This window comes from Pseudomonas sp. MYb13 (genome assembly GCF_002980075.1).
Classification (GTDB): Bacteria; Pseudomonadota; Gammaproteobacteria; order Pseudomonadales; family Pseudomonadaceae; genus Aquipseudomonas; species Aquipseudomonas lurida.
Genome location: NZ_PCQI01000009.1, coordinates 105,906 through 118,555, shown reverse-complemented (window position 1 = coordinate 118,555; position 12,650 = coordinate 105,906). Strand labels below are relative to the sequence as shown.

Sequence of the window (12,650 nt, the reverse complement as noted above, 5' to 3'; positions counted from 1 at the left end):
ACCCTTAAAAGTTGTCAGTGGAAGTGAATACGCCGACCCGAAGGCCTTCGGCAGTATAGATCTCGCGACCGTCGACGCTCACCGAACCATCGGCGATGGCCAGGTTCAGCTTGCCCTTGAGGACGCGCTTGATTTGAATGTTGTAGGTGACTTTCTTGGCGGTCGGCAGGACCTGGCCAAAGAACTTCACTTCGCCCGAACCCAGGGCGCGACCGCGGCCTGGCAGGCCTTGCCAGCCGAGGAAGAAGCCGACCAGCTGCCACATGGCGTCGAGGCCCAGGCAACCTGGCATGACAGGGTCGCCTTCGAAATGGCAGGCGAAGAACCACAGGTCCGGGGTGATATCCAGCTCGGCGACCAATTCACCTTTGCCGTACTTGCCACCCTCTTCACTGATATGGGTGATGCGATCCACCATCAGCATGTTCGGGGCGGGCAGTTGCGCGTTACCTGGGCCGAACAGCTCACCGCGACTGCAGCGCAGCAGGTCTTCCCGAGTAAAGGCGTTTTGTTTGGTCATGCGAGCTCCTCAATAATCCCATGCGGCAGGGTAGGGCAAATCTTCCCGAACCGAATGAAGCGTTCATGCCTCATGTCGGCAGCCTACACATAGACTATTGCGTTGTAGTGAAAGTCACAGCGGCAAGGTACTGAATGTACACTTGTTCACTGAAATTTTAAACCGGGCCTGTTTATGGGCCCGTTCGGGTGCCTAAGACTGCCGCACTTTCGTCTTTCACGCCAGTCGGAGTTGGCTGATGGCGCGGCGCTATTGCACCCAGCGTTGCAGGATTTGCTGCAAATCCGTGCGTTTGAACGGCTTGGCCAGGTAATCGTTCATTCCGGCCGCCAAACAGGCTTCGCGGTCGCCCTGCAAGGCGTTGGCCGTGAGGGCAATGATCGGCAGGTCGGCGCAGCCCGGCAACTGGCGAATCTGCCGGGTGGCTTCGTAGCCATCGATCAGCGGCAGCCGGCAATCCATCAGGATTACCGTGAAAATCAGGCTTTCAGCGCTGCGAATCGCCTCGGCGCCGTCGGCGGCCAGGCTCACTTCAAAGCCCAGGCTGCGCAGCATGGCTTCGACCACGGCGCGGTTGACCGGGTTATCTTCCACCAGCAGGACATGGCGGCCATTGCCAGCGCTGGCCTTGCCGTCAGCGTCGCTGGCAATGGCCGGTACGTTGTGCTGGTCGATGGCCAGGGGGATTTCCAGGGTGAACACCGAACCGCGGGCTTCTTCGCTCTGGGCGCGCAGGGTGCCGCCCATGCGTTCAGCCAGGGTGCGGGCGATGGGCAGGCCCAGGCCGGTGCCGCCGTAACGTCTTGAAATGGAACTGTCGGCCTGCTGGAACGCATCGAACATCAATTCCAGGCGCTCGGCGGAAATCCCGATGCCGCTGTCGCGCACGGTGCAGGTGAACCACACCAGTTCATGGTCGAGTGCCTGCCAATGCGGCTCGATACTGACGTTGCCGTGCTCGGTGAACTTCAGCGCGTTGCCGATCAGGTTCACCAGGATCTGACGGATCCGCGTCGGGTCGCCCTGCACCCGCAAGGTGTCCATCCCTGGCGGAATCGACAGCTCCAGCGCCAACCCGCGCTGCTGGGCGCTGTGCTGGAACGCCTGGGCGCAGCTGTTGATCAGGTCGGCCAGGTTGAACGGAATGTGCTCCAGTTCCAGGGCGGCCCGTTCGATGCGCGAAAAGTCGAGGATATCGTTGATGACCTTGAGCAGATGCTCGGTCGACTCGGAGGCCAACGCCGCGTATTCGGCCTGCTCCTCGGTCATCTCCGTGGTTTCCAGCAACTGCAGCATGCCCAGCACGCCATTCATGGGCGTGCGCAGCTCATGGCTCATCATCGCCAGGAAATCCGACTTGGCATTGTTGGCGCGCTCGGCCTCTTCGCGGGTCTGGATCAATTGGGCCATGGCTTGTTGCTGTTCGCGACTGGCCTGGTTGAGACCTTCGGCGAGGTTGTTGATATGCCGCGACAGGTCGCCCAGCTCCGAGTCATCCACGATCGGCAGCGGCGTCTTGTAGTCACCTTGCTGGATGGCCTTCACCGCATGGCCCATGGCGCTGATCGGCTGCGAAAGGCTGGCGGCGAGGCGCCGGGCGAGCAGGAAGGTAAACAGCAGGGCGAACAGCGCGAGGATGCCAGCCTTGAACAGGATCTCCTGCTGGCGCTGGCTGAAGGCGTCGTTGGACATGCCGACGATGACCCGTCCCAGGTAGTCCGCACGGGGTGCCTTGGATTCGTTGAGGTTGTCCTGGAAGAAATCATTGCCCAACTGAATGTGTTGCAGGCGGATCGGCGCCTGGAAGACTTTTACCGACAGCGAGCGGTCGTGTTTCTCCGAGGGTTGCTCGACGTAAACCAGGATGTTCTCGCTGCTGTCCTGAATCTCCAGGAAACGCACGTGAGGCGTGGCCAGCGTGGCGCGCAGCAGGCTGTCGAGCACATCATTGTTGCCGGAAATCACCCCGTACTCGGTGGCAGGCGCCAGTTGGTTGGCGATCAGTTGGCCCGTGTGGTCCAGTTCCTGGCGCAGGTCCTGGATGCGCACGAAGGTGAAGAAGCTGATCAACAGCAACGTCAGCAACAGCGCCGGGCCCAGGGTGATGAGCTGCGTGCGGGTGTTGATGTCCCAGCGACGACGCAAGGTCATGGGCGTTTTTCTCCTTCGGCCAATCGGGTGGCGACGCTGGTTTCGTCCACCTGTTCGATCCCCAGTGAGCGCGCGACTTGCGGGTTGCCCACGACTTTGAAGTGTTCCGGGTAGAGCGAGCGTGGCCAGTTGGCCGGCGAGTGGTCGAGCAGGCGGTCGAGCACGGCCAGCCAGTCGGCCTGGTCGCTGTAGGTGCTGGCCAGGCTGCCCGCTCGCACGAAGCCCGCATTCGGGCCCACCAGCGGCAATTGCTGGGCATAGCTGCTCAGCAACAGGTTCTTCGCGGTTTTCGGGTTGTACAACTGCGGGTCGTCGAGGCCGAGCAACACGTCACTGTTGCGGAACAGGGTCTGCAGTGGCCGACTGTCATTAATGTTGTCCCAGCGCTGAGGCACGATCTCCAGGCCCAGGGGGGTGGCGTGCTGGCGCAACTCGGGCAGGAGGAACTCACTGTCGTCGCCGTAGAGCACGCCGATCCGCCGCGCCTGGGGCAGGATGCTGGCGATCAGGTGCAGTTGGCGATCCAGCGGCGGGTCACTCCACAGCAGGCTGATGCGCGGGTGCTGCGTGCTGCCCAGGCGCTGGTGGGCCTGCAGCCGGCTGATGCGCAGCACCAGGGTTGGCGGGCCCTGGTTGTCCTGCAGGCGCCATTCGAGGCCGGGCAGGTCGAGCAGGATCAACCGCGTGTTGGCCGGCAGTCGACCAGGGGCTGGCAAGTCCTTGAGGGCCGTGAAGGTGACGTGGTCTTCGGGACGTTGCTGCGCCAGGGCCTGGGCAAAGGCCTGCACCCCAGCGCCGTCTTCGGCGGCGGTCAGCAGGATATCGGCGCTCCAGGCCGGCGCGGGCAATAGCAGGCACACGAGCAGCACCGCGCGTCGCCAGAGCGTGGTGATCAAGAGGCAGGTCATCCGTGACGAGTCGCCCATGTCAGAACTCTAACTCCGCGCTGAAGTAGAGCACGTGGCGATGGTCATAATTGTTATCGGCCCAGGTGGTGGGCTGGTTATCCAGGCGTTCTTGCAACATGCCGGCCAGCTCCACGTTGGCTTTGCCCAGGGCAATGCGCTTGGCCACCCGCAGGTCGACCCGTTCGAAGCGATATTGGTTGAGCGCGTCATCGCCATAGTAGAACAGCGCGCTGGACCAGCCATGGCCCCACTCACGCAACCAGCCGGCGGAGCCGCTATTGCGTGCGGTCTGCGCCTTGTCCCGCGGGTTGCTGGTGTCTGCATCGACGTAAGCATAGGTCAGCCGCAGTCGGTCGGCGTTGCTCACGCGCCAGTCGAATTGGGATTCGGCGCCGGTGAACCGTGCGCTGTTGGCGTTGCTGGCAATGTATTGGTTGTTGCGCAGCGGTGAGCTGATCATGTCGGTGATCTCGTCGTAGAACAACTTCACGTCCATGTTCAGCCCGATGTCGGCAAAGAAGCCGTTGTACCCCAGTTCCCGCGACTTCATCATCTCTTTATCGAGGTTGCCCGGGCCCCGGGTCTTTACGAAGTATTGCCCGGTGGTCTGCCCGTAGGCGGGGGAGCTGAGGTTGGTGACGCGATAACTCCAGTTGACGTTGTTCTCGAACATGTCCGGCGAGCGAATCGCTTCGGAATACACCGCGCGCAAGCCATGGCGCGGGTTGATCAGGTAGTTGACCGCCACCCGAGGCGTCAGCGAGTTGCCGCTCAGGTGAGTGTCTTCATACATGGCGCCGCCTTGCAGCAGCCAATGCTCGCTGGCGCGCCATTCCAACTGGCCGAACAGGCGCCAGGTGGTGTCGTCCAGGGTACCGTCGAAGTAGGTATCGGAGTCTGCCCGGTCGTAGCGGTAGTTCATGCCGCTGACCAGGCGCAGGCTGTCGGACAGGCTGAGGGTGTCCTGAATCTCCAGGTCGTAGCGGCTTTCGCGGGTGCTCTGGTCGATATCACCGCACACGCTTTGGCTGGCACCGTCGCGCCACTGCTGCAGCACCTGGTTGGCCAGGGCCTGCTCGGCGGCGCTACCTGGTGGCGCGCTGCCTTGACTGTAGGTGTCCATATGCCGTGCGAGCAGTTCGGCGTAGTTGGGGTTCAGCTGCCATAACTGGGTCAGCTCCGGGCTGAAGGACACCTTGGCATCACAGGCCTTCCAGATTTGCCGGCGGTCCCACTGTTGCGCCGAGCCCTGGATGTACAGGCTGTGGTCAGGGTTGAAGTCGAAGTTCCAGCGCAGGGAGCCGGCGTAGTCCTTGGCCGTGACGTCGGAATTGTTGCCACCTTCGGTAATCCCGGCAAATACCGGACTGTAAGTATAAGGACGCTGGTTAGTACCTTCCTTCGCATCCAGTTGCCAGTCGATGCTCTGTTGCGCGTTCAACGTCTGGCTGATCGCCAGGCTGAAGCGGTTGAGGCGGCGGCTGTCACGGCGGTCGGCGCCCGCTGCATCGCTGTCGAAGCCGTCGTCCTGCTGACCGGAGAGGGACAGGCGCAAGTCACCGGTTTCCCACCCCACGCCCTGGCTGGCATAGAAGTCATTGATCCCGAGTTCGCCGCGCACCACCTTGACCCGCGTGCCGTGGCTGTTGGCCGGTGAGCGCGTAAGGATGTTGACCACCGCCATCAAGGCATTGGCGCCATAGCTGACGGTGTTGGGGCCGCGGAAGACTTCGATCCGCTCGATATCTTCCATGGCCACCGGAATGTCGCTCCAGTCGACGGTGGCCAGGCCCGCGCGGTATACCGAGCGGCCGTCGATCAACACCTGCATGCGCCGCGCATCGCTGGCACTGGTGCCGTGGTAGTTCACGGCCGCCTGGTTGCCGGTGGTGTAGCCGACCATCATCCCGGGTACCAGGCGCAGTAACTCACTGATGTCCCGCGCGCCGCTGGCCTTGATCAGCTCGCTGTCGATCACGGTCATGCTGCCGGGCACGGCGGCGGCCGATTGCTTGAGGCGCGTAGCGGTCAACACTTGGGGCAGCGGCTGGCTGTCGAGGAACAGGTCATCGGCCAGCGCTGCGCTGCTGCACAACGGCATGCCCAATAGCATCAGCCACACAGATGAACGAGGAGGAGGGCCCAGATACACGGCACGGCCTTGATAATTGCGGATAGCCGCCCATGTTAACTGAGGTGGGGCCTTTTGCCAGTCGTAGGACTTGCAATTACTTCATGTAAACGTGGCATTTTCCGACAAACGCATGAATTCATTCGGGGGCTGGCCGCAAGCGGGTCGGCCCGTATAATGCCGCCATCGCCACTGGTATGGATTAACGGATTGCATATGACTGAACAGCGCCCTATCGCGGTCCTGGGAGGCGGAAGTTTTGGTACCGCCGTGGCAAACCTGCTGGCCGAGAACGGCCACGCTGTGCGCCAGTGGATGCGCGACCCCGAACAAGCCGAGGCCATTCGGGTGCACCGGGAAAATCCGCGTTACCTCAAAGGCATCAAGATTCATCCCGCGGTCGAACCCGTGACGGACCTGCTGGAAACCCTCACGGCCTGCGACCTGTGCTTCGTCGCGTTGCCCTCCAGTGCCTTGCGCTCGGTGCTGGCGCCCCACGCCGAACGTTTGGCGGGCAAGCTGCTGGTCAGCCTGACCAAGGGCATCGAGCCGCAGACCTTCAAGCTGATGAGTGAAATCCTTGAAGAGATCGCGCCCCTGGCGCGCATTGGCGTGCTGTCCGGGCCGAACCTGGCACGGGAAGTCGCCGAGCACGCGCTGACCGCCACGGTGGTCGCCAGTGAAGACGAAGCACTCTGTGAACGTGTCCAGGCCGTGCTGCATGGCCGCACCTTCCGGGTCTACGCCAGCAGCGACCGCTTTGGCGTCGAACTGGGCGGTGCGCTGAAGAACGTCTACGCGATCATTGCCGGCATGGCCGTGGCGCTGGGCATGGGCGAAAACACCAAAAGCATGTTGATCACGCGTGCCTTGGCCGAGATGACCCGCTTTGCAGTGAACCAGGGCGCCAACCCGATGACCTTCCTGGGGCTGGCGGGCGTGGGCGACTTGATCGTCACCTGCTCCTCGCCGAAGAGCCGCAACTACCAGGTCGGGTTCGCCCTGGGCCAGGGCCTGAGCCTGGAAGACGCGGTGACGCGCCTGGGCGAAGTGGCCGAAGGGGTCAACACCCTCAAGGTGCTCAAGGCCAAGGCTCAGGAGGTCGGCGTCTATATGCCGCTGGTCGCCGGGCTGCACGCGATTCTGTTTGAAGGGCGCACCTTGAACCAGGTCATCGAGTTGCTGATGCGCGCCGAACCCAAAACCGATGTCGACTTTATTTCCACCAGTGGTTTCAACTGAGGAACGCGTCATGAACGATCCCAAAGCAGCCCCCACGTACGAATCCATTGCCCTGCGCATCCTTTGGATGCTGGTGTTCGCGCTGGTCTGGCAGGTAGCGCAGTTCCTGCTTGGTGCGCTGGTGGTGGTGCAACTGATCTACCGCCTGGTCTACGGCGCACCGAACCTGGGCCTGATGAACGTGGGCGACAGTCTTAGCCAGTTCCTCGCGCAGATCGGCCGTTTCGGCAGCTTCCATACCGAACAGAAGCCCTGGCCGTTCGCCGACTGGCCAACCCCGCGAGCGCCTGAGGGCGAAGCCGCCCACAGCGTGCCGCCGGCGCCGCACCCGGTGCGCGATGAAGAGCCGAAGCTGTGAAGCTGTGGGTACTGCGCCACGGAGAGGCCGAAGGGCATGCGCGCACGGATGCCGAGCGCAACCTCACTGAGCATGGCCGCGCCGAAGTGTTGCGCAGTGCTGCGCACCTGATCGGCCAGCCGCTCAGCGCCATCATCGCCAGCCCCTATGTGCGAGCGCAGCAGACCGCGCACCTGGTGCGTGAGGCGTTGGGCTTCGAACCGGACATTCGCACGGTGCCGTGGCTGACCCCCGAGGGTAACCCGCAGCAGGTGTTGGAGAAACTCGACAGCGATGACAACGTGCTGCTGGTCAGCCATCAACCGCTGGTGGGCAGCCTGATCAGCTTCCTGCAGCATGGCCATCAGCGTCAGCCGCAGCCGATGTACACCGCCAGCCTGGCGGAACTGGAAGGGGATTTCCCGCTGGCGGGGCTGATGAGCCTGGTCAGTGTGAATAATCCGTAGGCGTTTTCGCTGCTTTGTGTGTGCTATATAGTCAACCGAGCAAGTGCTTGGTTGGCTATCGTCGGACCACAAAGGAGCGCGTCCCATGCCCGTCGCTTTTCGTTTGCCGTTGCAGGTCTTCTTCAAACGTGAAGCGCGACATCCGCGCCAAACCTTTCTGGTCCAACCCGTAGGCGGTGGCGAGGTGCACCGCCTCACGTGGGGCGACGTCGGCCACCAGGCGCGTTGCGCCGCGCACTGGCTGCGCGCCCGGGAGTTGCCCCGGGGCTCTCATATTGCGCTGATCTCGAAGAACTGCGCCCACTGGATCATCGCCGACCTGGCGATCTGGATGGCCGGGCATGTCTCGGTGCCGCTGTACCCCAACCTCACTGCCGACTCCGTCGCCCATGTGCTCACCCATTCCGAGGCGGCACTGGTGTTTATCGGCAAACTCGACGACTGGAGCGCCATGGCGCCCGGAGTACCGGCGAGTGTGCCGACAGTCAGCTTGCCGTTGTGCCCGTCGGGCGCATTCGATTTCAGTTGGGCCGACCTGCAAGCCTGCTCACCGATCCAGGACGAGCCACAGCCCGCCGCTGCGGACCTGGCCACGATCATCTATACCTCCGGCACCACTGGCCTGCCCAAAGGCGTGATGCACAGCTTCGGCGCCCTGGGGTTTGCGGCGACCCGTGGCACCGAGTTGTTTGGGTTGGGGGAGGGCGACCGGCTGCTGTCGTACCTGCCGTTGTGTCATGTGGCAGAGCGGATGTTTGTGGAAATGGCGGCGATCTACACGGGACAAACGGTGTTTTTTGCCGAAAGCCTGGACACGTTTCTGGCCGATCTGCGCAGGGCACGTCCCACCGCGCTGTTTGGCGTGCCGCGTATCTGGACCAAATTCCAGATGGGCGTGTACGCCAAAATCCCGGCGAAGCGCCTGGACACGCTGCTGCGCCTGCCTTTCATCGGCAAGCGCGTGGGCCACAAGGTGCTCGCCGGCCTGGGCCTGGACGCATTGCGTATCGCCCTGTCCGGTGCGGCGCCCGTGCCTGAAGCGCTGCTGAGCTGGTATCAACGCCTGGGCCTGGACGTGCTTGAGGTGTATGGCATGACCGAGAGCTGCGGCTACTCCCATGTGTGCCGTCCCGGCCAGCAGACCCTCGGCTGGATCGGCCTGCCATGCCCCGGCGTGGAAGTCCGCATCGATCCCGTGGGCGAAGTCCAGGTGCGCAGTGGTGCGACCATGCTCGGCTACTACAAGGACCCGCAGAAAACCGCCGAGACGATCACCGCCGATGGTTTCCTGCGTACAGGGGACAAGGGCGAACAGGATGCCGATGGCCGCCTGCGTCTCACCGGGCGTCTCAAGGAAATCTTCAAGACCAGCAAAGGCAAATATGTGGCCCCGGCGCCGATTGAAAACCGCCTGGCCGAACATGTGTGTATCGAGCAGGTGTGCGTGGTGGGCGATGGCCTCACCGCACCGATAGGCCTGTGCGTGCTGTCGGCGGTGCACGAGGACCCACATGCGCTGCGCAGCAGCCTTGAACGCTGGTTGGAACAGGTCAACCAGGCGTTGGATAAACATGAACGCCTGCGCCAGTTGGTGGTGGTGAAAGACAACTGGGCGGTAGAGAACGGCTTCCTGACCCCGACCCTGAAGATCAAGCGCAACGTGATCGAATCGACTTACGGTGCACAATTCCAGGCCTGGAGCGAGCGTTCCGAATCTGTTCTGTGGCAGGATTAGGACCATCATAAAACCAAAAAGGACAACGGCATGAGCCTGTGGCGCACCCAACCGAATATCGATCAACTCAATGCGATCCAGAAAAACACCATCGGTGAACTGCTGGATATCCGCTTTGAAAGCTTCGACGACGACTCCCTGACCGCCAGCATGGTGGTCGACCACCGTACCCATCAGCCCTATGGTTTGCTGCATGGCGGTGCGTCGGTGGTCCTGGCGGAGAGCGTCGGCTCGATGGCGGCCTACTTGTGCATCGACGCCAGCAAGTTCTATTGCGTAGGGCTGGAGGTCAACGCCAACCACTTGCGCGGTGTGCGCAGCGGGCGCGTGACGGCGGTGGCCAAGGCGATTCATATCGGTCGCACCACGCAGGTCTGGGACATCCGCTTGACCAGCGACGATGGCAAGGCCAGTTGCGTCTCGCGCCTGACCATGGCCGTGGTGCCGCTGGGCGAGAACCCACCGGCGCGATAGGCGTGGCGTGAGTGTCATCATTCCTGGCAGTTACAGTCATTGCTGTGCCGGCCGGGCATGGTGACAATCAATCTCTGTTTTTTTAGATGGGTCCGGTATGTCGCAGCACGTGTTTTTTGCCCACGCCAATGGGTTTCCCTCGGCCACCTACGGCAAGTTATTTGCCGCGCTGGCCCCGGAATACGCGGTGGCTCACCTGCCGCAGCACGGTCACGACCCCCGTTTTCCGGTGGACGATAACTGGCAGAACCTGGTGGACGAACTGATCCATCACCTGGAGCAGCAACCGGAGCCGGTGTGGGGCGTGGGCCATTCACTCGGTGGCGTGCTGCACCTGCACGCAGCCATGCGTTGCCCGCAGTTGTATCGCGGGGTGGTCATGCTCGACTCTCCGGTGCTGACCCGCGCCGACCGCTGGGTGATCCGCGCAGCCAAGCGCTTCGGGTTCATCGACCGCCTGACCCCGGCCGGCCGCACCCTCGGCCGTCGCGAAGAATTCAGCGACCTGGATGCCGCGCGCAGCTACTTCGCTGGCAAGACCCTGTTCCGTGGTTTTGACCCGGAATGCTTCGACGCCTACTTGCAACACGGGCTGCATCAGGTGGGTGACCGCCTGCGGCTGCGTTTCGACCCGGCCACCGAGATCAGCATCTACCGGGGCGTGCCCCACACCAGCCCCGGCCAGGTGCGCCAGTTGAAGGTGCCGCTGGCGGTGGTGCGGGGCCGGCAGAGCCGGGTGGTGATGCGTCACCATGCCAGTGGTGTCGGGCGCCTGCCCATGGGGGAAATGCTCACCATGCCCGGCGGCCACATGTTCCCCCTCGAACGCCCACAGGACACCGCGACGTTGATCAAGAACCTGTTCTCCCGCTGGGAAGCCCGCGAGCGCAGTTGCGCATGAGCACACCCGTCGAAGAAGTGCGCCTGGGCCTGCCGCATATCGAACTGGCGGCCCATCTGTTCGGCCCTGAAGACGGTTTGCCGGTGATCGCCCTGCATGGCTGGCTGGACAACGCCAACAGCTTTGCGCGACTGGCGCCCAAGCTCCAGGGCTTGCGCATCGTTGCACTGGACATGGCCGGGCATGGGCATTCGGCGCATCGTCCTACGGGCGCCGGTTATGCGCTGTGGGATTACGTTTTCGATGTGCTGCAAGTGGCCGAGCAACTGGGCTGGAAACGTTTTGCATTACTTGGCCACTCCCTCGGCGCCATCGTGTCGCTGGTGTTGGCCGGTGCGTTGCCGGAGCGCGTGACGCACCTGGGATTGATCGACGGTGTGATCCCGCCGACTGCCAGCGGCGAGAATGCTGCCGAGCGCCTGGGCATGGCCTTGCAGGCGCAGCTGAACCTGCAGGACAAACGCAAGCCGGTCTACAACACCCTGGATCGAGCGGTCGAGGCGCGCATGAAAGGCGTGGTGGCGGTCAGCCGCGAAGCCGCAGAACTGCTGGCCCAACGGGGCTTGATGCCGGTGCCTGGCGGTTACACCTGGCGTACCGACAGCCGCTTGACCCTGGCGTCGCCGATGCGTCTGACCGACGAGCAAGCCATGGCCTTCGTGCGGCGAGTGAGTTGCCCTACGCAACTGGTGGTCGCCGCTGAGGGCATGCTGGCGAAACATTCCGAATTGCTTTCTCAGCTACCTTTTACGGTCACTACGCTGCCGGGTGGCCATCATTTACACCTGAATGATGAGTCCGGCGCGGTCCTTGTTGCAGACTGTTTCAATCGGTTCTTCTCCGCGCCTTGACTTGGGGCGGTCAACTGCCGAGGCTGGGCGGATTGAAAGGGAGTCAACCATGAACCATCTCAACACCGCTGTGCGCACCGATGGCCAGGGCTTATTTATCCGATGAGCCTACGTAAAGGATGTCTCCGTGCCCTCGGGCTGTGCTGTTTCAGCCCCCTGGTGTTCGCCGCCGATGTGCCGGGAAGTCAGGATTTACCTGCAGTGTCCCGGCAGCTCGACTCACAGATCGTCGACTACCGGCCGGCCGAAGAGAAGGAACGCATCTACCCCATGGGCGCGATTCGCAAGATCAGCGGCCAACTGCGTTACGAAGGCCAGGCCACCGCCCGTGGGCAAGCCACGGCCATTACCTATGAACTGCCCGCCGAACACAGCTCCAGCGCGGCGTTTACCGCAACGCGCGAAGCGTTGCAGGCGCAGGGCGCGCAGTTGCTGTTCTGGTGCCAGGCCCGCGATTGTGGCGAAAGCAGCCTGTGGGCCAATGAAGTATTCGGCAACGCCAAGCTGGTCGGTGCCGACGGCCAACAGGAATACCTGCTGCTGCGCCTGGCAGCCCCGCAGGACAACTCCCTGGTGGCGCTGTACGGCATCACCCGCGGCAATCGCCGCGCCTACCTGCATGTGGAGCAACTGGATGCCAGTGCGCCGCTGGGCAACCTGTTGCCCACCTCGGCGACCCTGCTGCGTGAGTTGAAAAGCACCGGTGAGCTGGATTTTCCCGCGCTCGGCGGTGACCCTGACGACACCTGGCTGACCCTGATTTCCCGCGGGTTGAACCTTGACGCGACCTTGCGCGTAAGCTTGACCGGCCCGAACGCCGAAGCGTGGCGCCAGGCCTTGGTCGACAAAGGCGTACGCGCCGCGCGCATGGAAACCGGCACCGCTGAAACCAAAGGCCTGCACCTGCATCTGATACGCTGACCGTTACAGGGC

12 protein-coding genes are annotated in these 12,650 nt (G+C 62.9%); 8 read left to right on the top strand and 4 right to left on the bottom strand.

Annotation, left to right across the window (positions count from 1 at the left end):
* Positions 1 to 4: 4 nt before the first annotated feature.
* The 4 genes from fabA to CQ002_RS17520 form a co-directional block, all read right to left on the bottom strand.
* Positions 5 to 520: a 3-hydroxyacyl-[acyl-carrier-protein] dehydratase FabA gene (gene fabA / locus CQ002_RS17535; protein WP_010211704.1), complete on the bottom strand. Its 516-nt coding sequence runs from the start codon at positions 518 to 520 to the stop codon at positions 5 to 7.
* Positions 521 to 769: 249 nt separating this feature from the next.
* The gene (locus tag CQ002_RS17530; protein ID WP_034102960.1) at positions 770 to 2,671 is read right to left on the bottom strand and encodes an ATP-binding protein; all 1,902 of its coding nucleotides are present in this window, start codon (positions 2,669 to 2,671) and stop codon (positions 770 to 772) included.
* Positions 2,668 to 3,597 (bottom strand): ABC transporter substrate-binding protein, encoded by a 930-nt coding sequence (locus CQ002_RS17525; protein ID WP_034102962.1) that lies wholly within the window; start codon positions 3,595 to 3,597, stop codon positions 2,668 to 2,670. The genes CQ002_RS17530 and CQ002_RS17525 overlap by 4 nt, the downstream gene beginning before the upstream one ends.
* Before the next feature lies 1 nt (position 3,598).
* On the bottom strand, positions 3,599 to 5,731 hold the full coding sequence (locus tag CQ002_RS17520; RefSeq protein ID WP_316249714.1) for a TonB-dependent siderophore receptor: 2,133 nt from the start codon (positions 5,729 to 5,731) through the stop codon (positions 3,599 to 3,601).
* Positions 5,732 to 5,926: 195 nt separating this feature from the next.
* Between CQ002_RS17520 and CQ002_RS17515 the strand changes: the two genes are divergently transcribed.
* From CQ002_RS17515 to CQ002_RS17480, 8 genes are all read left to right on the top strand, one after another.
* Positions 5,927 to 6,952 (top strand): NAD(P)H-dependent glycerol-3-phosphate dehydrogenase, encoded by a 1,026-nt coding sequence (locus CQ002_RS17515; RefSeq protein WP_034102966.1) that lies wholly within the window; start codon positions 5,927 to 5,929, stop codon positions 6,950 to 6,952.
* Positions 6,953 to 6,962: 10 nt separating this feature from the next.
* Positions 6,963 to 7,310 carry a DUF4389 domain-containing protein gene (locus tag CQ002_RS17510; RefSeq protein ID WP_034102968.1) on the top strand — a complete coding sequence of 116 codons (348 nt, stop codon included), beginning with the start codon at positions 6,963 to 6,965 and terminating at the stop codon, positions 7,308 to 7,310.
* Positions 7,307 to 7,756, top strand: coding sequence for a phosphohistidine phosphatase SixA (sixA, locus tag CQ002_RS17505; protein ID WP_105161897.1), 450 nt, complete (start codon positions 7,307 to 7,309; stop codon positions 7,754 to 7,756). The genes CQ002_RS17510 and sixA overlap by 4 nt, the downstream gene beginning before the upstream one ends.
* A gap of 85 nt (positions 7,757 to 7,841) precedes the next feature.
* Positions 7,842 to 9,491, top strand: coding sequence for an AMP-binding protein (locus CQ002_RS17500; protein WP_105161898.1), 1,650 nt, complete (start codon positions 7,842 to 7,844; stop codon positions 9,489 to 9,491).
* A 30-nt stretch (positions 9,492 to 9,521) separates the two neighbouring features.
* Positions 9,522 to 9,965 carry a hotdog fold thioesterase gene (locus CQ002_RS17495; protein WP_034102975.1) on the top strand — a complete coding sequence of 148 codons (444 nt, stop codon included), beginning with the start codon at positions 9,522 to 9,524 and terminating at the stop codon, positions 9,963 to 9,965.
* A 97-nt stretch (positions 9,966 to 10,062) separates the two neighbouring features.
* On the top strand, positions 10,063 to 10,866 hold the full coding sequence (locus tag CQ002_RS17490) for an alpha/beta fold hydrolase (RefSeq protein WP_034102977.1): 804 nt from the start codon (positions 10,063 to 10,065) through the stop codon (positions 10,864 to 10,866).
* Complete coding sequence (locus tag CQ002_RS17485; protein WP_034102979.1) at positions 10,863 to 11,717, top strand: alpha/beta hydrolase; 855 nt, start codon at positions 10,863 to 10,865, stop codon at positions 11,715 to 11,717. The genes CQ002_RS17490 and CQ002_RS17485 overlap by 4 nt, the downstream gene beginning before the upstream one ends.
* A 102-nt stretch (positions 11,718 to 11,819) precedes the next feature.
* The gene (locus CQ002_RS17480; protein WP_105161899.1) at positions 11,820 to 12,638 is read left to right on the top strand and encodes a DUF4892 domain-containing protein; all 819 of its coding nucleotides are present in this window, start codon (positions 11,820 to 11,822) and stop codon (positions 12,636 to 12,638) included.
* Positions 12,639 to 12,650: the final 12 nt, after the last annotated feature.

Bases quoted from the DNA above. Each gene is read 5' to 3' on its own strand.
- fabA (WP_010211704.1), bottom strand. From the start codon at position 520: ATGACCAAACAAAACGCCTTTACTCGGGAAGACCTGCTGCGCTGCAGT.
- CQ002_RS17530 (WP_034102960.1), bottom strand. From the start codon at position 2,671: ATGACCTTGCGTCGTCGCTGGGACATCAACACCCGCACGCAGCTCATC.
- CQ002_RS17525 (WP_034102962.1), bottom strand. From the start codon at position 3,597: ATGGGCGACTCGTCACGGATGACCTGCCTCTTGATCACCACGCTCTGG.
- CQ002_RS17515 (WP_034102966.1), top strand. From the start codon at position 5,927: ATGACTGAACAGCGCCCTATCGCGGTCCTGGGAGGCGGAAGTTTTGGT.
- CQ002_RS17510 (WP_034102968.1), top strand. From the start codon at position 6,963: ATGAACGATCCCAAAGCAGCCCCCACGTACGAATCCATTGCCCTGCGC.
- CQ002_RS17500 (WP_105161898.1), top strand. From the start codon at position 7,842: ATGCCCGTCGCTTTTCGTTTGCCGTTGCAGGTCTTCTTCAAACGTGAA.
- CQ002_RS17495 (WP_034102975.1), top strand. From the start codon at position 9,522: ATGAGCCTGTGGCGCACCCAACCGAATATCGATCAACTCAATGCGATC.
- CQ002_RS17490 (WP_034102977.1), top strand. From the start codon at position 10,063: ATGTCGCAGCACGTGTTTTTTGCCCACGCCAATGGGTTTCCCTCGGCC.
- CQ002_RS17485 (WP_034102979.1), top strand. From the start codon at position 10,863: ATGAGCACACCCGTCGAAGAAGTGCGCCTGGGCCTGCCGCATATCGAA.
- CQ002_RS17480 (WP_105161899.1), top strand. From the start codon at position 11,820: ATGAGCCTACGTAAAGGATGTCTCCGTGCCCTCGGGCTGTGCTGTTTC.